At 69.4% G+C, this 21,483-nt stretch carries 14 protein-coding genes; 7 read left to right on the forward strand and 7 right to left on the reverse strand.

Annotated features, from left to right (window positions below):
* Positions 1–73: 73 nt before the first annotated feature.
* Together ACZ31C_RS04480 and ACZ31C_RS04485 are read left to right on the forward strand one after the other, a co-directional pair.
* Positions 74–2,977, forward strand: coding sequence for a transglycosylase domain-containing protein (locus tag ACZ31C_RS04480; RefSeq protein WP_465794137.1), 2,904 nt, complete (start codon positions 74–76; stop codon positions 2,975–2,977).
* Positions 2,978–3,132: 155 nt separating this feature from the next.
* Entirely contained in the window at positions 3,133–4,647 is a 1,515-nt protein-coding gene (locus tag ACZ31C_RS04485) for a glycosyltransferase family 87 protein (protein WP_465794138.1), read from the forward strand.
* A 15-nt stretch (positions 4,648–4,662) separates the two neighbouring features.
* Here ACZ31C_RS04485 and ACZ31C_RS04490 read toward each other — a convergent pair whose 3' ends face one another.
* Both ACZ31C_RS04490 and ACZ31C_RS04495 read right to left on the reverse strand, forming a co-directional pair.
* Entirely contained in the window at positions 4,663–6,924 is a 2,262-nt protein-coding gene (locus ACZ31C_RS04490; protein ID WP_465794139.1) for a hypothetical protein, read from the reverse strand.
* Positions 6,921–7,712 carry a deoxyribonuclease IV gene (locus ACZ31C_RS04495; RefSeq protein WP_465794140.1) on the reverse strand — a complete coding sequence of 264 codons (792 nt, stop codon included), beginning with the start codon at positions 7,710–7,712 and terminating at the stop codon, positions 6,921–6,923. Before ACZ31C_RS04495 ends, ACZ31C_RS04490 begins: the two co-directional genes overlap by 4 nt.
* A gap of 589 nt (positions 7,713–8,301) precedes the next feature.
* Between ACZ31C_RS04495 and rpsF the strand changes: the two genes are divergently transcribed.
* The 4 genes from rpsF (at position 8,302) to rplI (ending at position 9,954) form a co-directional block, all read left to right on the forward strand.
* A complete protein-coding gene (gene rpsF, locus ACZ31C_RS04500; RefSeq protein ID WP_117228245.1) occupies positions 8,302–8,592 on the forward strand; it encodes a 30S ribosomal protein S6 in 291 nt (96 codons plus the stop codon).
* An 80-nt stretch (positions 8,593–8,672) separates the two neighbouring features.
* Positions 8,673–9,212, forward strand: a complete 540-nt coding sequence (locus ACZ31C_RS04505) for a single-stranded DNA-binding protein (RefSeq protein ID WP_465794141.1) — start codon at positions 8,673–8,675, stop codon at positions 9,210–9,212.
* A gap of 41 nt (positions 9,213–9,253) precedes the next feature.
* Positions 9,254–9,493, forward strand: a complete 240-nt coding sequence (gene rpsR, locus ACZ31C_RS04510; RefSeq protein ID WP_007073789.1) for a 30S ribosomal protein S18 — start codon at positions 9,254–9,256, stop codon at positions 9,491–9,493.
* A 14-nt stretch (positions 9,494–9,507) separates the two neighbouring features.
* Positions 9,508–9,954, forward strand: coding sequence for a 50S ribosomal protein L9 (gene rplI / locus ACZ31C_RS04515; protein ID WP_350698001.1), 447 nt, complete (start codon positions 9,508–9,510; stop codon positions 9,952–9,954).
* A gap of 103 nt (positions 9,955–10,057) precedes the next feature.
* Here rplI and ACZ31C_RS04520 read toward each other — a convergent pair whose 3' ends face one another.
* Complete coding sequence (locus ACZ31C_RS04520; RefSeq protein WP_465794142.1) at positions 10,058–11,707, reverse strand: hypothetical protein; 1,650 nt, start codon at positions 11,705–11,707, stop codon at positions 10,058–10,060.
* 524 nt (positions 11,708–12,231) lie between these two features.
* On the opposite strand from ACZ31C_RS04520, the gene ACZ31C_RS04525 reads away from it, so the two are divergent.
* On the forward strand, positions 12,232–16,311 hold the full coding sequence (locus ACZ31C_RS04525) for a replicative DNA helicase (protein ID WP_465794363.1): 4,080 nt from the start codon (positions 12,232–12,234) through the stop codon (positions 16,309–16,311).
* Positions 16,312–16,381: 70 nt separating this feature from the next.
* On the opposite strand, the gene ACZ31C_RS04530 is transcribed toward ACZ31C_RS04525, so the two are convergent.
* Genes ACZ31C_RS04530 through ACZ31C_RS04545 form a run of 4 tightly spaced genes read right to left on the reverse strand, consistent with a single transcriptional unit; the run spans position 16,382 to position 21,257 of the window.
* Positions 16,382–16,762: a TFIIB-type zinc ribbon-containing protein gene (locus ACZ31C_RS04530; RefSeq protein ID WP_465794143.1), complete on the reverse strand. Its 381-nt coding sequence runs from the start codon at positions 16,760–16,762 to the stop codon at positions 16,382–16,384.
* Between the two features lie 22 nt (positions 16,763–16,784).
* On the reverse strand, positions 16,785–17,417 hold the full coding sequence (locus ACZ31C_RS04535; RefSeq protein ID WP_465794144.1) for a phosphoribosyltransferase: 633 nt from the start codon (positions 17,415–17,417) through the stop codon (positions 16,785–16,787).
* Entirely contained in the window at positions 17,414–18,739 is a 1,326-nt protein-coding gene (locus ACZ31C_RS04540; protein ID WP_465794145.1) for a glycosyltransferase family 87 protein, read from the reverse strand. The genes ACZ31C_RS04535 and ACZ31C_RS04540 overlap by 4 nt, the downstream gene beginning before the upstream one ends.
* A 13-nt stretch (positions 18,740–18,752) precedes the next feature.
* Positions 18,753–21,257, reverse strand: a complete 2,505-nt coding sequence (locus ACZ31C_RS04545) for a putative bifunctional diguanylate cyclase/phosphodiesterase (protein WP_465794146.1) — start codon at positions 21,255–21,257, stop codon at positions 18,753–18,755.
* Positions 21,258–21,483: the final 226 nt, after the last annotated feature.

A 21,483-nucleotide genomic window follows, 5' to 3' on the forward strand; every position in this document is an offset into this window, starting at 1 on the left:
ACTCACGTGTCCCAACTCACGGCAAACCGGTGGCGGTGCGAGTGCGCCCCACCGCGACGGCAGGGTGTGAGGAATGAATTCGTACGGCGATCCCAGCTCCTCGCGCGGACGGGCCCGGATTCCGGGCCAGGACGACCCGGGGCAGGCGGACGACGCGTACCGCTACCCGGGTGGTGAACCGCGCGGCGGCAACTGGTCGAGCGGCCCGGAGTCGTCCGGCCCGTCGGCCCGCGCCTCGGTCGGTGGTCGGGCCTCGGTCGGCGGGTCGGCGAGCGTACCCCCGCATGGCGGTTCCGTCGCCGGTTCCGCCTCCGTCGGTCGCGCCGGCCCCGGTCGGGCCTCGGTGCCGGTCTCGCCGGCCGCGCCCGGCCGCGCTGCGGTTCCCGTCTCGCCCGCCCCCGGTCGGTCCGGGCGCGCCTCGGTGCCGGTCAGCCCGGCACCGGGTGGGCCCGCCGGCCGTGCCTCCGTCGGGGCGGCGTCCGTCGGCGCCGCGTCGGCCGGCCGGGCGAGTGTCGGTGCGGCGTCCGTGGGCGGTGCCGGGGGCCGGGCTGCGGTGGCCCGGGCCAGTGTCGGCGGTCCTGGTGGGCCGGGTGGACCCGGCGGCCCGGGTGGGCCGGGTGGTCCGGCCGGTCCCGGTCGCGGTGGTCGCGACCCGAACGCGGTGTCCCGCGCCCGCAAGCGCAAGCGGATGAACATGCTGATCGCCAGCTTCGCGGTGTTCATCATGCTGGCCGGTATCGGCGTCGTCGGATTTACCTACTACTCGACGAACGTGGTGCTGCCCAAGGAGATCCCGCTGCCGCTCTCCACCGCGGTCTATGCCAAGGACGGCAAGAGCGTCGTGGCCAGGCTCGGCAACGAGAACCGGATCTTCGTCACCATCGACAAGATCCCTGAACACGTACAGCACGCCGTCGCCGCCGCCGAGGACCGCAACTTCTACCGGCACTCCGGCGTCGACTACAAGGGCATCGCCCGGGCCGCCTGGAACAACCTCTCCGGCGGTGACCGACAGGGCGCCTCGACCATCACGCAGCAGTACGCCCGTAACGCCTACGAGAACCTCCAGGACGACAGCTACGGCCGGAAGGTGAAGGAGGCGATCCTCGCCTCCAAGCTGAACGACAACTTCGGCAAAGAGCAGATCATGGAGAACTACCTCAACGTGATCTACTTCGGTCGAGGTGCGTACGGCATCGAGGCGGCGGCACAGACGTACTTCAAGACCACCACCGAGAAGCTCACCCCGGCGCAGGCGGCGGTGCTCGCCGCGCTGATCAAGCAGCCGGTCGCCAGCGCCACCCACAAGGGATTCGACCCGGAGGTCAACGAGGTCGACGCCAAGTCCCGGTGGGAGTACGTCATCAACGGCATGGTCGAGGAGGGCTGGCTGGGCGTGCCCGGCAAGCTCGAGCGGCCGACCGAGTACCCGAAGGTCCAGAAGATCAAGAAGGACAACGGGTTCGGCGTCGCCACTCCGGTCGGCAACGTGATCAACTACGTGCGCAAGGAGATGGAGGAGTGGGGCATCTGCTCCAACTCCGGCGCTCCGGACAAGCCGAACTGCGTGACGGAGCTGCGTGAGGGCGGTTACCGGATCACCACCACCATCGACCCGAAGATGCAGAAGGCCCTGGAAGAGGCGGCCCGCCCGGACCGCAAGGGCTCGGTGCTGTACGGGCAGCCGAAGAACCTGATGGCCGCAGCGGTCTCCATCGACCCGAAGACCGGGCGGGTGCTGGCCTACTACGGCGGCAACAGCGGCGCGGACTTCGACTACGCCGGCATGAACACCAACAGCAACGGCGACATCGTCGGCGGCCATCCGCCGGGCTCGTCGTTCAAGGTCTACACGCTGGCGGCGGCGATCGACGCCGGGATCTCGGTCAAGTCGCGCTGGGACGCGACCCCGTTCAAGCCCGAGGGCTACGCGAACGAGATCATCAACGCCGGCCGAGACGTCCGGCAGGGTTGTGGCAAGGGCTGCACGCTGCAGGAGTCGACCGTGCTCTCCTACAACGTGCCGTTCTTCCACATCGCCGAGCAGGTCGGTGAGGACAAGGTCATCGACATCGCCCGCCGGGCCGGCATCCGGACCATCTGGTCGGTCGACCCGCCGAAGCCGTACGACCTGACCAAGAACAAGCCGGAGGAGCTCGGCAAGAAGACGTTCGACCGGGTCATCGGCTTCGGGCAGTACCCGATCACCGTCTTCGATCACGCCAACGGCCTGGCCACGCTCGCCAACAGCGGCAAGTACAACAAGGCCCACTTCGTCCGGGTGGTGGAGAAGCAGAACAAGGCGACCGGCAAGTGGGACAAGATCGCCGGTGAGAAGCTGACGAAGGGCGGCGGCACGCAGGTGATCAGGTCGGAGGTCGCCGATGAGGTGACCGCCGTGCTGAAGGAGATCCCGGGCCGCAGCAACGCCGGACTGAGCAACGGCCGGCAGGCGGCCGGCAAGACCGGTACCTGGGAGCACAACAACACCGACAAGAACGCGCACGCCTGGATGGTCGGCTACGACAAGAACGTGGCCACCGCCGTCTGGGTCGGTAGCAAGGACCCGAAGAAGCCGGCCATCGTCGACAAGGACGGCAAGAACGTCGGCGGTAGCGGCTTCCCGGCGGCCGTGTGGAAGAAATACATGGACGACGCGCTCAAGGGCTCCGACCCGTCCGACCTGCCGAACGTGACCGGCGTCGGCGACGACAAGTTGGGCAACGGCGAGGAACCACCGCCGCCTCCGCCGCCTGCGGGGCCGTCGAACCCGGGCGGCTGTGAACCGACGGACCTGCGCTGCCTGCTGGGCGGCGGCAACAACAACGGTGGCAACAACAACGGCCCCGGCAACGGTGGTCCGGGCGGTGGCAACAACGGCCCGGGCGGTGGCAGCCCCTTCGATCCACCAGACAACAATGAAGGACCGGGTGGTGGCGGCGGTGGTCTGCTGCCACCGAGAAGCACTCGGGACTGATCTCCGGTCCACGTGGTGGGCGGTCCGAACCTGGTTCGGACCGCCCACGCGGCGTTCATAGCCGCTGACAAATAGGCATTCGTCGACAGTTGATCGGTAGGCGTTGCCGTGGTTCGACTTCTGTGCGGTCAACTGATACGGCAGGATGCACGGTCATGAGCACCCAGTCGACGCCAGGCATCGATGAACCCGGTGTCCCCGACCACCCGTCCCGCTCCGACGGCTTCGTGCGGGGGCTCTCCGGGCTGATCGGCGGCCCGCTCGGCGACCACGCCACCACGCGCGACCGCCAGAGCGGCTCGGAACGCCGGTTCTGGACGGCGGTACGCATCGTCCTGGCGCTGACCTGCCTGACCCTGGCCCTGCACTGGGTACAGAAATCGCCCTGCCAGGACGGCGCCTGGGTGGACAACAAGCAGTACACCCGCTTCTGCTACACCGACGTGCTGGCGCTCTACTACGCGGAGCGACTCCACGAGGGTGCCGTGCCCTACCGCGACCACCCGGTCGAGTACCCGGTGCTGACCGGATACTTCATGGGGGCGCTGGGGCTGCCCGTGCACGCCGTGGGCGAGGGCAACCCGCAGATCAACCAGGGGCAGTGGTTCTACAACCTGAACGTGCTCGTGCTCGGGGCGCTGGCGGTGGCCACTGTGGCGGTGCTGCTGTCGCTACGCCGACGACGACCATGGGACGCCGCACTCTTCGCCCTTGCCCCCGCACTGCTGATCACCGCAACCGTCAACTGGGACCTGCTCGCCATCGGACTGGGCGCGTTCGGGCTGCTGGCCTGGGCACGCAGCCGACCCGTCCTGGCCGGGATCCTGCTCGGGCTGGCCGGGGCGGCGAAGATGTGGCCACTGTTCATACTCGGCCCGATCCTGGTGCTCGCGTTCCGCACCGCCCGACTACGCGCCGCGTTCACGGCAATCGGCGCGGCAGCGGTCACGGTGCTGGCGGTGAACCTGCCGGTGGCCATTCCGGAAGCCACCCGCGACGGCTGGAAACGCTTCTTCGAACTCAACACCGAGCGCCCGATCGACTGGGGCACGCTGTGGTACATCGGTCGCTACCTTGACGGCAAGGTCGGCGATCCGGCGAGCATCGGCCCCTTCCAGTGGCTCGACGCCAACATCCCCACCCTCAACAACCTGTCGTACGTACTCTTCGGACTGGCCTGCCTCGGCATCGGGGCCCTCGGGCTGCTGGCGCCGCGCCGGCCCCGACTCGGCCAACTCGCCTTCCTGGTGGTCGCCGCCTTCCTGATCTTCAGCAAGGTCTGGTCGCAGCAGTTCGTCCTCTGGCTGCTGCCGCTGGTGGTGCTGGCCCGGCCCAAGTGGGGAGCGTTCCTCGTCTGGCAGGCCGCCGAGGTCTGCTACTTCGTCGCGTTCTACGGCCAACTGCTCGGTGCCTCCACCGGCCGGCCGGTCTTTCCCGAGGGCGTCTTCGTGCTGGCCGCCAGCCTGCGACTGACCACGGTGGTGGTCCTGTGCGTGCTGGTGATCCGCGAGATCCTGCACCCCGAGCGGGACGCGGTCCGCAGCACCTACCCGGACGACCCGGACGGCGGTGTCATCGACGGCGCCCCCGACGCACCTTGGCTGGACCGATGGCGAAGTCGCCGCACGACCACCGATCCCGCCCCGGCTCCCGTACCCACCGCCACCTGACGGTCACCGGCCCGCTCAGAGGCGGAAGACGACGACCGAGCCGATCTCCTCACGGGTGATGCCGAGCCCGTCGACCGGCGCGTCGATGCTGATCTCCCAGGGCGTGCCGACGACCAGGTCCCGCAGGATCAGGACGTTCTGCACGCCCAGGGTGCGCAGGTAGTCGACGCTGGTCTGGTCCGGAAAGGCCATCGTCACGCGGCGGACGTCGTCCAGTTGCCGGGGCACGAAGCCGCTGCCGCCGTTGACGACCTGCTGGAACCGCGAGGTCGACCAGAGCATCACCGGCTGGTCGTGGCTCTGCCCGCTGGGCAGCACCAGCATCGGACCGTCGACCTCACGCATGGCGGCCGGCTGCGTTGGCACCACCGGCTGCGGGGTGGTGTTCGTTCCCTCGGCGAGTACCAGCACCAGCGGGACCAGCGTGGCCAGGCGCAGCCACGGGCTGGGCCAGGACGGGATCCGTTCGGCGGAGATCTCCCGTACCCGTTCGGCGAACGCGCTGACCGCGCCCGCCGCGAGCAACCCCAACAGCAGAGTGGTCCAGAGCATCAGCCGTCCCGGCGTACGGATGCCGTTCCAGCCGGGCAGGTGCTCGAAGAGCGGGACGAAGGTGAAGGTGCCGCCGAAGAACTCGGTGCCCATCGCCAACACCATCGTGACCAGCACGCCGAGGAAGAGCAGCAGGCGCTGGCGGGCCGTCCAGATCGAGAAGAACAGGCCGCCGGCCGCCAACGCGTACAGCACGAAGCCGGGCAGCAGCGTCATCTCCGGGTGCCAGGGCAGGATCGCCCGGGCACCCTCGTGCAGCTCGCCCCAGACGCGGGACTCACCGGGAGCGGTGACGAAGCCGGTCGCCGGAGGGGAGAAGACGGCGATGTCGGCGATGGAGCGTTCCGCGTGCGGGTGCAGCTGGGTCACCGTGAAGTACGGGATGGCCAGCAGGATGCCGACTCCGGCGAAGATGAGGCCACCGATCAGGTCGGCGGTCAACAACCGCTGACCGAAGGGCCGCTTCACCCGCCAGAAGATGCGCTTGGCGTACCAGATGACGGCGGCCACCACGACCGTGCCGGCGAGGACGTACGCGAACGGCAGGCCGATGCCGAAGCCGAGACTCAACTGCCAGGCGGCGACCAGCCAGCCGGCGTACACCCAACCAGGGTTGCGGCGTTCGGGCCGGTAGCCGTGCCGCAGCGACCAACCGTGCCCCCGTGCGAGCATGGCCAGCGCCAGCGGGATACCGCCGTTGGAGATCACGTGCAGGTGACCGGCCTGCGCCAGCAACCACGGCGCGTAGGTGTAGCTGACCCCGGCCACCGCCGACCCGATCCGGCTGGCCCCGAGCTGTCGCGCCAGCACGTATGCGCCGAACGTGGCGAGCGCGTGGGCCAGCACGAAGATGATGTTGTAGCGCAGGAGCGCGTGCTCGGGGCCGGTCCCGATCATGCCTGCCGGGGCGTACCCGAGCAGCGTGTCGGAGAACGCGAAGCTCCACCGCTCCGGGAAGAACGTGTTGGCGTGCCAGAGCTGCGCCGGGTCGGTCTTCAGGATGTGCCCTGACCAGGCCATCTGCCATGCCTGCAGGCTCGGGTCCCAGTAGTCCTGCGGCAGGGTGTGCCGTGGATAGCGCAGCGTCGGCCAGGTCATCAGGACGGCCAGCGCCAGAGAACCGAGAGCGGCCAGCGTCCATTCGTGGATGGCGAACCGGCCGAGGCGGCGACCGAGTCGCCCGTACCAGGTGGGTACCGGGACGGGAGCAGGCCCGAAGGCGGCCCAGGGGTCCGGCTTCGCGTCGCCCGTGGCGCCCTCGCCGGCCTTCTCCTTGTCCGAGTCGCCGGCGTCCTTGTCGTCGCCCCTGCCGGAGGCGTCCTTGCTCGTGGAGCTCTTGCTCGCGGTGTCCTTGCCGCTGGTCTTGTCGTTCCCGGCGGTCTTGTCGTTCCCGGCGGTCTTGTGGTCCCTGGCGGTCTTGCCGTTTCCGGTGTCGCCGCTGCCGGCGTCCGCGCCGGTGGTGGTGGCCGGTGGGTCGGCCGTGCCGGTCGGCTCGGCCTCGGTGTCCCGGTCCGAGCTGGAACCCGCCCGGTCGCCGACGGCCGCAGCTTCCTTGCTGTCGGCGGCGGTGGTGTCCGGGCCGGTGGCACGCGTGTCGGCGTCGGTCCCTGCGCTCGTCGCCGCCGGAGGGACGTCGGTCGACGCACCGGGGGGCGGCGGCTCGGCCGCAGCGCTGTCCTGGGGGGTCGACTGTGCGCCGCCGGTGGCGGACTGGCCCGTGGTCATGCCGCCGACGTCCCCGGGCCGAGTTGTCCACGCAGGAAGGCGATGTCGCCGCTCTGCCCGTCGGCCCCGCCGGGGGTCTCCACGATGACCGGGGCGTCGGCCGCCCGGACCACGGCCACCAGGAGGTCCGGCTCGATGGTGCCGCCGCGCAGATTGTCGTGGCGGTCCCGGCCCGAGTCGAACGCGTCCTTGGAGTTGTTGGCGTGCACCAGGTCGATCCGTCCGGTGATCGCCTTCACGCGGTCGACCAGGCCGAGGAGTTCCTCGCCGCCCGCGTGCGCGTGGCAGGTGTCGAGACAGAACCCCACGTCGTACTCACCGATGACGTCCCAGAGCCGGGCGAGCGCGTCGAGTCGACGGGCGCAGGCGTTCTCGCCGCCGGCCGTGTTCTCGATCAGCACCGGCAGCCCGAAACCGCCGGAGTCCGCCGCGTACGCCAGGGCCTTGCGCCAGTTCTCGATGCCGCTGGCCGGATCGTCACCGGCGTTCACGTGGCCACCGTGCACCACCAGCCCCTTGGCGCCGATCGCCGCGGCGGCCTGCGCGTGTGCGAGCAGCAGTTTCCGGCTCGGGATGCGGATGCGGTTGTTGCCGGTGGCGACGTTGACGACGTACGGCGCGTGCACGTAGACGTCGACCTCGGCGGCGCGCAGCACTTCCGCGTCCGCACGGGATTGTGGGGCCTTCCAACCCTGCGGGTCGGAGAGGAAGAACTGCACGGCGTCGGCCGTTCGGGCGGTCGCCTCCGCCAGCGGGTCGGTCGGATCGACGTGGGCTCCGATACGCATGCAGGGGAGCCTACGTCGCGCGACCGACGGCCGGGGTGACGCCCACCGGCCCGATGGCGTCACCGTGGCCGCCGGAACTCGTTGATACCGATGGATCCGGCGCTTCGGACGTTCCTGATCCCGGTGTCGACGTACCGGTCGCCTGTCGATGCCCGACCGGAGCCGGTCGGCGCAGCGGCATCGGTGGGACGTCGACAGAGGTCAACAGAAGAAGAATGTCGGTAATTCTGGGATTTGCCCCATGAAGCGCTGACTTCCGGGATATCGTCAGATAACAACGTGATAAAGCTCCGCGGGGCGTCTTCGGTCCAACCTCATCGGTGTGGTCGTTCCTCCCCAGGTCCCACCCAAGGAATGCGGACGGGACGTCCCGCGGTCCCGTGACCGGGGGTCCGGGTCGACAGCGACGTCGGCGCGGACCCCCGGTTCGCTGTGCCGGTCACCTCGGTGCTGGTGATCGTCCGGGCCGGGTATCCTGGTCCGGTTGTCCGCTCCCGGTCGGGTTCCCCCGGTGCGGGACGGGCAGCGACGCACGACCTCCTGCCACGGAAGGACCGTGGCCGCTTAGCCCACAGGAGGTGAGCACGTCTTGCGTCATTACGAGATCATGGTGATCCTCGACCCCAGCCTCGAGGAGCGCACCGTCGCCCCGTCGCTCGACACGTACCTGAACGTGATCAGGACCGCGGGTGGCTCGGTGGAGAAGACCGACGTGTGGGGCCGCCGGCGCCTCGCGTACGAGATCAACAAGAAGGCCGAGGGCATCTACGCCGTCGTCGACCTTCAGGCGTCGCCTGAGGCGGTGGCCGAGCTGGACCGCCAGCTGCGACTCAACGAGTCTGTGCTGCGCACCAAGGTCATCCGTCCGGAAATGCGCTAATCCATCCACCTAGCCCCACCCGGAACAGCCTCAGCCGCGCTGTCAGAGGGTTCTGAGAACCTGTACGGCGGAACGGTTGAGTGCGCGAGGAGTTGGTCATGGCAGGAGACACCACCATCACGGTCATCGGCAACCTGACCGATGACCCCGAGTTGCGGTTCACCCCCTCGGGGGCAGCCGTCGCCAAGTTCCGGGTCGCCTCGACGCCCCGGTACATGGACCGGCAGTCCAACGAGTGGAAGGACGGCGAGCCCTTGTTCCTCGCGTGCACCGTCTGGCGTCAGGCCGCGGAGCACGTGGCGGAGTCGTTGCAGCGCGGTGCCCGCGTAATCGTGTCGGGCCGGCTACGCCAGCGGTCCTACGAGACCCGCGAGGGCGAGAAGCGCACCGTCATCGAACTGGAGGTCGACGAGATCGGCCCGTCTCTGCGCTACGCCACGGCGAAGGTGCAGAAGATGTCCCGCTCCGGCGGTAGCGGCGGCGGCTTCGGCGGCGGCAACAGCGGCGGTGGTGGTGGCCAGGGCGGCGGCGGAGGCAACTTCGACGACCCCTGGGCTTCGGCCGCACCAGCCCCCTCCCGTTCGGGTGGCGGCAACTTCGACGAGGAGCCTCCGTTCTAATGGCGCCGAGCGCCCGTGATCGTAAACCAGGAGCAAGAGCAATGGCGAAGGCTGCGGCACTGCGCAAGCCGAAGAAGAAGGTGAACCCGCTCGACAAGGACGGGATCACCTACATCGATTACAAGGACACCGCGCTGCTGCGTAAGTTCATCTCCGACCGCGGCAAGATCCGCGCTCGGCGGGTGACCGGCGTGACCTCGCAGCAGCAGCGGCAGATCGCCCGTGCGGTCAAGAACGCCCGTGAGATGGCGCTCCTGCCGTACACCGCTACGGCCCGCTGAGAGGAGGCACCGCCATGAAGATCATTCTGACTCAGGAGGTGTCCGGGCTCGGCACCCCCGGCGACATCGTCGAGGTCAAGAACGGCTACGGCCGTAACTACCTGCTCCCGCAGGGCTTCGCGATCGCCTGGACCAAGGGCGCGGAGAAGCAGGTCACGCTGATCAAGCGGGCCCGCTCGGCACGGGAGATCCGCGATCTGGGCCACGCCAACGAGGTGAAGGGCCAGCTCGAGGGTCTCAAGGTCAACCTGAAGGCCCGGGCCGGCGACGGTGGCCGGCTCTTCGGCTCGGTCACCTCCGCCGAGATCGTCGACGCCGTCAAGGCGGCCGGCGGCCCGGCGCTCGACCGGCGTCGGCTGGAGCTTCCCGGTCACATCAAGGCGATCGGGTCGCACGCGGTGCGGGTCAAGCTGCACCCCGAGGTGACCGCCACGTTCAACCTCAACGTCGTGCAGGGCTGAGCCCCGCTGGACGTACCCGACAGGGCCCGCACCGATCACCGGTGCGGGCCCTGTCGCATACGCGTATCCGACCGACGAACGACGGGACGCGACGACCGAACCGTCAGCCGATGGGCTGGCCCGTCACCGCACTGATCATCACCGTGGAGAGACCACCACCGACCACCGCGGCCGCCAGCGCCACCGTGGTCGACCGCCACGTCGTACCCACCCGGCGCAGCAACATCGCCACCGCCAAACTGCTCATCAACGCCAGCCCGAAGCGGGGCAACCCACCCACCATCGCGCCGAACGCCCGAGCCCGCGGCGAATCACAGCCGCCGCCACTGATATCCGTCACACAGCCGGCCGGCGGCGCCCCGTCGAGCGTCAACAGCCAGACGAAGATCACCACCGCCGGCAGCACGTAACAGGCCGCGGTGTACAGCAACGGCAACCACGGACCACCCGGATCCGGATCGAGCAGGTCGTCCTCGAGCCGACGGTTCCAGCCCCCGGAACCGACCGCCTCGATCCGCCGCCGTACGGCCGCCATACCGACCGGCCGAGGCGGAGCCGGTGCGGGCGACGAGCGCCGCCGAGGTGCCGCCCGTGGCCGAGGCGCGGTGTACCCGACCACCGGCGAACGAGGCGCCGACTCCGGCGCGTCCACCCACCGCGGATCGTCGCCTGCCAGACGCGTACCCGGCCAGAAGGGCTCCCGCGCCGGCTCTGGCTCCGCCCGCTCCGTCCAGGACCACTGTCCGGCACCCGAGGTCGCCGGAGCAGCCCCCGAACGAGGCGGCTCCGTCCGGTCCCACCGGTCCGGCTCGGAGGAACCGGCCCACCGCTCCGGGGGCCGATCCCGCTCCCGTGGCTCCGGCACAGGCGCGGACTTCGGCTCCGGCTCCGAGAAGCGATCCCACTGGCCGGTGCTGTCCGGCTCGATCCACGGATCCGTACCCGCCGCCTGAAGCCACTGGCTCGTACTGTCCGCGTCCCAGGGATCGGCCGACGCGGGGTCGACGCGGCGACCATCACCCGCCGAGCGGTCCCACGCGTGCAGGCCGGACGCGTCCCACGGATCCACCGCCGGCTGCTGGTACTCCGGCTCGGCGGCCCGCTCCGTGCCCCGCTGCCACGGGTCGACCGCCGGCGTCGAGGGCTCCGCCGCACGCCGCCGACGCCGGGTCGGTGGCTCGGCAGCCGGCTCGGACGCGTCGGACTCGGCGTCCTCCTCCGCAAGCCCCGACCAGGTCACCTGGCGACGCCGCGACTGGGCCCGACGCGGCCGGCTCTGCGGCGTCACACCGGAGACCGGGTCGTCGTCCTCGGCGCGACGACTCCCGACATACCCCTCCTCCTGTGGACGGTCGAACGTCCACTCCCGGGTGTGATCGGACGCCGGCAGGGCAGCCCGTGCCGTGGGCTCGCGCCAACTCGACTCACCAGCCCGGCGGCTCCCACCGCGCTCGGCCGAACGCCGACCCCCCGCGTACCGTGGCCGCTCGACCTCGTCATCCTCATCCGGAGCAGCGTGCCGCCCGCCACCGTCGACACTGCGCACGCCGGACTCCAGCGCCCACCGCGGCAGGTACGGCTCGGCCGGCTCCTCCTGTCCACGCTCGGCGGCCCGGCGCCGACTCGGGGTGCGGTACCGCTCGACCGCAGAGTCGTACCGCTCGTCCGGGTCCCGTTCCACGGGCTCGGCCCACGAAGCGGTCGGCCGCTCACGCGGGCCGTCCTCCCCGCGTACCCAGTCCCGGTAACTCACGGCCGGAGCGTGACCCTTCTCAACCGAAAGCGCAATCCGCTGTCCAGGTGTAGCCGTAGGGCACCGATCCTACGGGACGTTCAGGACAAAGCCCTACCCGGAAATTCCCGTCCACAGGCTGTGGACATTACCTGTCCAGCTCAGCGGCGTGCGCCTCGCTGTTCCCCAGGAGTTATCCACATGCTGTGCACACGCTGCGCACATGCTCGTCCACCGCCATCCACAGGTTGTCCCGAGGCTCATCCACCGGTCTGGTTGAGTGGCTGACCTCGGGTTCCGTATCGTTAGCCCCCGACCCGCCGCCAGATGCCCCCGATCGACGGCCGGTCGACTCTCGCACCCGGGCTGTGCAGGCCCAGGAACGATCCGACGCAGTGGAGGGGGGCTCGGTGTCGGTCACGGATGACATGCGGACAGAGTCGTTTCCCAACGGAGGGCAGCCGTCCGGCCCGCCACCGCGCGACGGCCAGTTCGACAAGACGCCACCCCAGGACGTCGCGGCCGAGCAGTGCGTCCTGGGCGGGATGCTGCTGTCCAAGGACGCCATCGCCGACGTCGTCGAGATCCTCAAGACCAACGACTTCTACCGGCCGGTGCACGCCACCATCTTCGACATCATCCTGGAGATCTACGGTCGCGGTGAACCGGCCGACGCGATCACCGTCGCCGCGGCGCTGGCCGACTCCGGTGACCTGGCCCGGATCGGCGGCGCACCGTACCTGCACACGCTGATCGCGAGCGTGCCGACTGCGGCGAACGCCGCGTACTACGCGCGCATCGTCAGCGAGCGGGCGGTACTCCGACGGCTGGTCGAGGCCGGCACCAGGATCGTCCAACTCGGATACGGCACCGGAGGCGGCGGCACTCGCGACGTCGACGACGTCGTCGACCTGGCCCAGCAGGCCGTCTACGACGTGACCGAACGCCGGGTCAGCGAGGACTTCGCCGTCCTGGCGGACATGCTCCAACCGACCCTGGACGAGATCGAGGCCGTCGGCGCGCAGGGCGGCGTGATGACCGGCGTACCGACCGGCTTCACGGACCTGGACCGCCTGCTCAACGGCCTACACGCCGGCCAATTGATCATCGTGGCAGGTCGACCCGGTTTGGGAAAGGCGCTCGCGCTCGACACGCAGCTGCCGACACCGACCGGCTGGACCACGATGGGCGAGGTGAAGGTAGGCGACCAGCTGATCGGTGCCGACGGTCGACCCACCACGGTGACGCACGCCTACGAGGTGCGCCACAACCGCCCCTGCTACGAGGTCGAGTTCTCCGACGGCTCGGTCATCGTCGCCGATGCCGAGCATCTCTGGACGACGACCACCCGCGCCTCACGCCGCCAGCAGAACGAACTCCGGCCGCGCCACCAGTGGGAAGCCTCGGCATGCGCCAAGGCGGCAGCCGTACACCGGGCAGTCACCTCCGCCCCCGACCGGCTCGTCACGTACCGGGAAGCTGTGGAGATCGCCGGGTCCGAGTTCCGGAGCGTCCTGCATGTCGTGGCGGCCGGGGTCGGCATCGCCGGCAAGGTCGAACGCCAGTATTCCCGGAACGGCAAGCCCTGGCGTCGGACGGTCGACGCCTACAGCGCCCATGTCCTGTTCGACGCGCACCTGAGCCGGGTGAGTCGGCTCATCAACAGCGAGACAACTGTGGCTCACCCGCGGACCGTCACCACCGAGCACATCGCCGCGACACTGCGGCATCCGGCTGACGGACGCGCGAACCACGCGGTGACCAATGCTCGGCCGCTGTCCCTGCCCGCCCGCGCGGACCTGCCCATTCCCCCGTACACACTCGGGGTGTGGTTGGGTGACGGGCACTCCGCAGGTGCCCGATTCACATCGGCGGATCCGGAGATCGCACAGTACGTCGAAGCCGACGGCTTCAGGGTCACCCCGGGCAGCGGGACCTACTCCTACGGCATCAAGCTGCCGCCACCGGCACCACTCGACGAGCGTTGCTGCATCGTCTGCGGCGTCACCTTCACTCCCCGCGCGTCTGCGGTGCGAACCTGCGGAAGGACCTGTGGTGCCAGGTCGAGAGGCATGGTCGAGACCGTCGACCGCGAGGGTTGCGAGACGTGCGGTACGACGACGAAGTCCAGCTGGAACGGTGCCCGCCAGTGCGCGTCGTGTCGCCGGTTGCGCGGCTCGTTCACGGGCCTGCTCCGAGCCGCCGGTGTCCTTGACGACAAGCACATTCCGCAGGCGTACCTCCGAGCGTCGGAGGAGCAGCGACGGGAGCTGCTGGCCGGACTGCTCGACACCGACGGTACCGCCGTGCCGGCCGGACATGTCCAATACGTGACCACCTCGGAGCGGTTGGCCGAGGACGTGTACGAGCTCGTCGTCAGCCTCGGCTACCGATGCTCGATCAACCGCAAGCGAGTCAACGGTCGCACTCCCGAAAGCTCGATTGCTTTCATACTGAACTTCTCGACTTCGGACGAGGTGTTCCGGTTGGCCCGGAAGCGGGAGTCACACGCAACGCGCCGGCACGCGACCGGCCGTGCGGGTACTCGGTCCCGCTACATCGTGGATGTGCGACCGGTGTCGAGCGTCCCGGTGCGGTGCGTGACGGTCGACAACGAGGATCATCTGTACCTGGCCGGTCGGTCGATGATTCCCACGCACAACAGCACGGCGAGCATGGACTTCGCGCGAAACGCAGCGATCCGGGCAAATCATGCGTCGGCCATCTTCTCGCTGGAGATGAGCAAGGTCGAGATCGTCATGCGGTTGCTCTCGGCCGAGGCGCGGGTGCCGCTGCACGTGCTGCGCAGCGGGCAGCTCTCCGACGACGACTGGACGAAGCTCGCCCGATGCATGGGTGAGATCAGTGAGGCGCCACTCTTCGTGGACGACACGCCGAGCATGAACCTGATGGAGATTCGGGCCAAGGCCCGCCGGCTCAAGCAGCGGCACGACCTCAAGCTGATCGTGGTCGACTACCTCCAGCTGATGACCTCCCCTAAGCGCACCGAGAGTCGGCAGCAGGAGGTCGCGGACCTGTCTCGGGGTCTGAAGCTGCTGGCCAAGGAGGTCGAGTGCCCAGTCATCGCGGTCAGTCAGCTGAACCGTGGCCCCGAACAGCGCACCGACAAGCGCCCGCAATTGTCCGACTTGCGGGAAAGCGGCTGTCTGACCGCCGAGACGAGGCTCATCCGAGCCGACGACAACTCTGAGGTCACGCTGGGTCAACTCCTGGCCGACGGTGCGAGGGACATCCCGGTCTGGGCACTCGACGAGAGCCTGCGGTACACGCCACGGACGATGACGCACGTCTTCCCGAGCGGCCATCGCGAGGTGTTCCGGTTGACGCTGACGTCGGGCAAGCAGGTCGACGCAACGGCGAACCATCCGTTCCTCACGTTCGCGGGCTGGGTCCCGCTCGGCGAGTTGACTCCTGGGACGCGTCTCGCGACGCCGCGGCACGTGCCTCCGCCCTTGGCTGTCCGACCCATGGCCGAGGAAGAGGTGGTGCTCTTGGCACACCTCTTGGGCGACGGTTCTTTCGTACGGCGTCAACCCATTCGCTACGCCAGCGTCGACGAGGCGAACCTGCAGGCGGTGTCGGAAGCTGCAAAGTACTTCGGCATCACGGCGGTACGCGACGACTATCCGGCGGCCCGGGTCACGACTCTTCGTCTTCCCGCTCCGTACCCACTCGCTCGTGGGCGACGGAACCCGATCGCCGAGTGGTTGGACGGGTTCGGCCTCTTCGGGCTCAGGTCACACGAGAAGTTCGTACCGCAACGCCTGTTCAGCTTGCCCAAGGAGCAGGTCACCCTCTTTCTTCGGCACATCTGGGCGACTGACGGGTCAGTGCACGTCAACAAGTCCGGTCGGGGTGGACGGATCTACTTCGCTTCGACCAGCCGGCGGATGTTGGAGGACATCTCTCGTCTCCTGCTCAGATACGGCATCACTGCCCGGCTGAAGACGGTGCCGGTGGCCCGGCATCGCCCGCAGTACACCCTCGACATCTCCGGGCGGGACGACCAACTGCGGTTCCTGCGCGAGATCGGTGTGCACGGGGCCAGGTCGGCGAAGTGCGACGCCCTGCTCGCCCTCCTGGCGGAGACCACGGCCAACACCAACGTCGACACCGTGCCGCGCGAGGTCTGGGATCGGGTACGCGAGATTCTTGTCGAGAATGGCATGAGTCATCGTGACTTCGCCAAGGCCATCGGCACCCAGTTCTGCGGGAGTGCGCTCTGGAAGCGTGCACCGAGTCGTTCCCGACTGGCGAACATCGCTCGGGTCCTGGACGCCGCTGACTTGGACCTGCATGCCACGAACGACGTCTTCTGGGACGAGGTCGTGTCCATCGAGTCAGTCGGTGAGCAGGATGTCTTCGATGCGACCGTGCTCGGGACGCACAACTTTGTCGCAAACGGAATCGCCGCCCACAATTCGATTGAACAAGATGCCGACGTTGTCATACTTCTGCATCGCGACGACTACTACGACAAGGAATCGCCTCGGGCTGGAGAGGCGGATTTCATAGTTGCCAAGCATCGAAATGGTCCGACCGACACGGTGACCGTCGCAGCTCAGTTGCACCTGTCGAGATTCGTCGACATGGCCATCGTCTGAGCCGTTCGGGACCGGTTCGAGCGGGCGGGCGACCGGGCCGGCCGAGGTGGCGGCCCGGTCGCGGGGTGGCTCAGCCGAACATGTCGTCCAGGAAGCTCTTGCGCTTCTTACGCCGATAGTGGCCGTGGTAGCCGTAGTGCTGCTGGGAGTGGCCGTACGCGGGTGCCGGGGCCGGGTAGCCATGCGGCGGAGGCGGGGGCGGCGGGACCGCGCCGTAACCGGGCTGGTGCGGGGCGGGCGCCGGGGGCGGCGGCGGTGGGGGCTGGTAGCCACCCTGGGGGGCGGGCGGGGCCTGCTGGGCGGCGCTCCAGTTGGCCTCTGCCTCGAACAGTTTCTCCAGTTCGCCACGATCGAGGAAGATCCCACGGCACTCGCCGCACTGGTCGATGACGACCCCACTGCGCTCGTACTGGCGCATCTCACCGCGACACTTGGGACAGGTCAGGCTCATGACCCGAAGGTACCTGGTCGGTTCACCCGATAGTGGTAAGCGCCGCTGTCACCTCGCGGTCGGAGACCTCGTGGAAGTCGTCGTAGTAGGCGCCGACCGCGCCGAAGTCGGCGGGGCGCAGGGCGCTGACCACGTCGTCGGCCTCGGCGGCCAGCATCTCGTGGGCCTGCGGCGCGCTGACGGGTACGGCGACCACCACGCGGCGGGCGCCGAGGTGGCGGGCGACCTGGACGGCGGCGCGGGCGGTCGCGCCGGTGGCCAGGCCGTCGTCGACGATCAGGGCGGTACGGCCGGTGAGGTCCAGGGGTGGACGGCCGGCCCGGTAGAGCTGTTCCCGTCGGTCCAGTTCGGCCTGTTCGCGTGCCTGTACTGCGGCGATGTCGTCGGGGCTGAGCCGGTCGGCGACGACCTCGTTGAGGACGCGTTCGCCACCGGGGCCGAGTGCGCCGAAGGCGACCTCAGGTGCCCAGGGCACGCCGAGTTTGCGGACCACCAGGACGTCGAGGGGTGCGCCGAGACGTTCGGCGACGATCTGGGCCACCGGTACGCCGCCGCGTACCAGGCCGAGCACGACGAGGTCCGGTTCGCCGATCAGGCCGGTGAGTCGGTCGGCGAGTGCCTGGCCTGCCTCGGTGCGGTCGCGGTAGGTGGTCATGTCCTCAGGTCTACGCCCTGTCGGTCGTCCGCGCTCGGCGGTTGCCGGATCCCGAGAAGGTCGAGTGCGGGTGCCCAGAGCAGGAACGCGATCGGGTACAGCAGGTAGCCGAATCGGGTGGCGGGCATCAGCAGGATGGCGACGAGCAGGCCGTACCCGCAGATCAGGGCGACGCTGCGGGCGGTGCGCGGCGGGCGGCGGGCGAGCAGGACGGCGATGGCGATGCCGGCGGCGACCAGCAGCGCGGCGGCGATCACCCGGCCGGCGGGCAGGGCGTTCGCGATCAGGTAGCCGGGGAACGGGCTGGCGGCGGGGCTGGAGACCAGGCCGTGCCCGAGGGGGAAGCGCAGGACGTTCTCCACCAGCGCGTTGCGGTCGACCAGGAGGGTGGGGAGCAGCGCGGCGGCGGGGAGGCCGAGGGCCCCGGCGGCGACGCGGAGGCCGGCGCGGCGGGTGAGGCCCCAGATGATGAGTACTGCGGCGACCGGCCAGGCGAAGAGTTTCAGGGCTCCGGCGAGCCCGACGGCGACGCCGGCCCAGCCGGGTCGGTCGGTGGCGGCGAGGGCGAGCGCCAGCAGGCAGAGCGCGAGTACGGGCAGGTCGTCGCCGCCGGTGGCGAGCGTGAGGGCGCAGACGGGCAGGACGGTGGCGGCCTGTACGCCGCGGAGCAGGAGGGCCTCGTGCCGGGTCGTGTCGGTGCGGGCGGTGGGTGGACGCAGGATGCGGATGGCGAGCAGCAGCGCCACGGCGGTGCCGACGGCGAACCAGACCCGGGCGTCGGTCCACCAGGTGTCGGCGAACGCCCGGGGTATTCCGAACAGGGCCATGCCCGGCTGGTAGGGGGTGTAGCCGAGGAGTTGTTCGCCGGGGGGCAGGGCGGCGATGGCGTCGGGCCCGAGGTAGGGGGTGCCGGTGTCGACGAGGCGGGCGCCGGAGTCCTCGACGACCAGGACCTCTTCCTGGGCGCGGTCGGTGCGTCCGGCCGTGCGTTGCACGCTCTGCCAGATCAGGGGCAGCAGGGCGGTGCCGGCCCAGGCGAGTGCGGTGACGAGGGCGCGTCCGGGCAGGGTGACCAGTTTCGAGTGCGGCCGGTGGCGGCGCAGGAGGAGTTGTCCGGTGGCGGCGAGTGCGGCGGCGAGGTAGCCGAGTGCGGCGATGGTGCCCCAGGCCCGGTGGGGTACGAGGGTGCTGGTGGCGGCGGTGATCGCGGCGAAGACGGTTGCGGCGGCGTACAGGCCGAGGTCGAGGGCGAGGCCGTCGGCGGCGGTGTCGAGGCGGTGCCACCTGCCGGGGCGGTGGGGGGTCGAGGTGGCGGCGCTCACGTCGGCCAGTGTGTCAGGCGGGCTGGTGGTGGCCCCGGCCCCCCTGCCGTCGTCCCTTGGGTAGTCGGACGACGGATCCGGCGTCGTGCAGGGGTGTGGCGAGGTGTCCCGGTCGGCCGCCGGATCCGCGTTGGAGGGCGGCGAGGAGTGTGCCGGCGGCGAGTGGGCGGGCGAAGAGGTGGCCCTGTCCGGCGGTGCAGCCGAGTTCCCAGAGGGCGCGGCGTTGGGCGTCGCGTTCGACTCCCTCGGCGACGACCGCCAGGTTGAGGCTGCGGCCGAGGTCGAGGGTGGAGCGGATGATGGCGGCGGCTTCGGTGGCGGATTCCATGGCGGTCACGAAGCTTCGATCGATCTTGAGTTCGTGGACCGGGATCCGGGAGAGCAGGGAGAGCGAGGAGTAGCCGGTGCCGAAGTCGTCGAGAGCGAGGCGGATGCCGGCGTCGCGCAGTCGGGTGAGTCCCTGGTCGACGACGTCGAGTTGGCTGAGGGTGAGGGTCTCGGTGAGTTCGAGGACCAGCCGGTCGGGGGGTAGGTCGTGGGCGCGTAGGCGGGCGAGTACGGATCCGGGGAAGCGGGCGTCGAGCAGGCTGCGGGGGGAGACGTTGACCGCCACCGGGACGTCGAAGCCGGCGTCGCGCCAGGTGCCGGCGGCGATCAGGGCCTGGTCGAGGATGGCTTCGGCGAACGCGGGCAGCAGTCCGGAGCGTTCGACGGCTTCCAGGAAGCGCAGTGGGTCGATCATGCCGTGGGTGGGGTGGTGCCAGCGCGCGAGTGCCTCGGCGGCGATGACTTCGCCGGTGCCGAGGTCGACGATGGGCTGGAAGTTGACCGTGAATTCCTGGTCGGCGACGGCGCGGGGTAGTTCGCCGCCGAGTGTGAGTCGGCCGATGTCGGCGGTGTCGCGTGCGGGTGCGTAGGTGGCGATCCGGTTTCCGCTTCGTTTGGCCTGGTACATGGCGACGTCGGCGCGTCGGAGCAGCTCGACCATGCCGCCGGTGGCGGGGGCGACGGCGATGCCGCCGCTGGCTTCGACGCTGATCCGCATGCCGTCGACGTCGAACGGTTCGTGCAGGGCGGCGAGCAGGGTGTCGGCGCGGTGCGCGGCGACCGCGGGGGCGGGCAGCGCGCGCAGGAGTACGGCGAATTCGTCGCCGCCGAGGCGGGCGACCAGGTCGTCGGCGCGGGCGGCGGTGCGGAGTCGTTCGGCGACCTGCATCAGCATCTGGTCGCCGGCGGCGTGGCCGAGGGTGTCGTTGACCTCTTTGAAGTGGTTGAGGTCGATGAGGACCAGGGCGGTGATGCCGTCGGCGTGCCGGTGGTGCAACTGCTCGTTGCCTTCTTCGAGCAGGTGGCGTCGGTTGGCCAGGCCGGTCAGCGCGTCGTGTGCGGCGGCGTGGGCGTGGGCCTGGGCCACCCGGGCGAGCTCGGCGTACGCCTGGGCGTTGCGGACGGCCGTGCACAGTGCGGAGGCGAAGGTGTGCAGGGTGTACCGCTCTCGTTCGGAGAGTCGCACCGGGCCGCGGAAGCGTAGACGCAGCATGCCGACGTCGACGGTCTTGTCGTGGCCTTCGAGGCGTACGGGGACGGTGGCGCCGTGTACCTCGGTGGGTTCGCCGATGGGTCCGTCGTACGTGATGGTCTCGGTGGAGCCGCGTACCACGCGGCCGTCCTCGCGGAGTTCGATCTCGACTTCGTCGGCGGAGAAGAGTTCGGCGGCGCGGGTGACCGCCGTGGTGAGTACGTCGTCGAGTGCGACGACGTTGAGCGCGTCGGTGGTCTGGGCGAGGCGTTGCCAGGCTTGTTGTTCGGTGCGGGTGCGCACCCTGCTCGAGTAGAGCAGGTGGAGGCTGAGTACCAGAGGGGGTACGGCGAGCAGCAGCCGAATGTCGATCTTGATCGTGAGAACGGTGCCGACGATGACGAGGAGGCGGGTCAGCGCCGCGGTCAGCCGGAGATCCCAGTCGTCGCGGAAAAGCTTTCGTAGCGAGGTACCGGTCGCCATTGCGATCACCGGCAGGGTGATGATTTCGTCGAGCAATACAGCGGTCAGATAGGCGGCCGCCAGCGGAATGACCGTCTGGGCTACGCCCGGGTTGTTCGGTGACCATTCAAAGCTCTGTAGGACGAGCCCCGCGCCGGCTGCCACGAGCATGTTCTTGCCGATGCCGAAGGCTCGTTTGACCGGCGTCAGTCGGGTCGGAGTCGTGGCGATGGCGACGCCTAGGCCGGTGGCCAGAATCACCACCGGTACCGGTGCCACGGCGAGGCCGATCACGATGGCGGTTTCGGTCCAGGCGATCTCGTGATGCGTGGAGCGAATTCGAATTCTGACCGTGACGGTGAAGGCGACGGCGATCAGTGAGATCAACGTGGCCCAGACGATGGTGGCCTCTCGTCCGCCGTAGCTTGGCAGGTGGGCGATTGCCACGGCGCCGGCCAGCCCGGCTGAAACGACGACGAGACCGACTAGCGGGCGTAGCCGCCGATCGGTCCCGGTCTGTCGTTGCTGTGGAGCCACACCTCGTCCTCACTCGTCACCGAGGGACTGCGCTCCGCAATCGTACTTCTGTCGTCGCTGGCGCAGAAGACGGATTACTTCCACTCGTGCGAGTTCATCTCGACCCCCTGGTTGTTCCGGCCTGTTCGATGACCGAACACTAGGGGGCGATTGCTCAATTTAGCTATAATAAATGTCGTATTGCGCAGAATGGGCCAACATGATGGTGTTATGTGACGGTCTGTCC

Source organism: Micromonospora sp. NPDC023869 (genome assembly GCF_055559695.1).

Coding starts and splice junctions, on each gene's coding strand:
- ACZ31C_RS04480 (WP_465794137.1), top strand. CDS start 74: ATGAATTCGTACGGCGATCCCAGCTCCTCGCGCGGACGGGCCCGGATT.
- ACZ31C_RS04495 (WP_465794140.1), bottom strand. CDS start 7,712: ATGCGTATCGGAGCCCACGTCGATCCGACCGACCCGCTGGCGGAGGCG.
- ACZ31C_RS04535 (WP_465794144.1), bottom strand. CDS start 17,417: ATGACCACCTACCGCGACCGCACCGAGGCAGGCCAGGCACTCGCCGAC.
- ACZ31C_RS04530 (WP_465794143.1), bottom strand. CDS start 16,762: ATGAGCCTGACCTGTCCCAAGTGTCGCGGTGAGATGCGCCAGTACGAG.
- ACZ31C_RS04525 (WP_465794363.1), top strand. CDS start 12,232: ATGCTGCTGTCCAAGGACGCCATCGCCGACGTCGTCGAGATCCTCAAG.
- rpsR (WP_007073789.1), top strand. CDS start 9,254: ATGGCGAAGGCTGCGGCACTGCGCAAGCCGAAGAAGAAGGTGAACCCG.
- rplI (WP_350698001.1), top strand. CDS start 9,508: ATGAAGATCATTCTGACTCAGGAGGTGTCCGGGCTCGGCACCCCCGGC.
- ACZ31C_RS04490 (WP_465794139.1), bottom strand. CDS start 6,924: ATGACCACGGGCCAGTCCGCCACCGGCGGCGCACAGTCGACCCCCCAG.
- ACZ31C_RS04485 (WP_465794138.1), top strand. CDS start 3,133: ATGAGCACCCAGTCGACGCCAGGCATCGATGAACCCGGTGTCCCCGAC.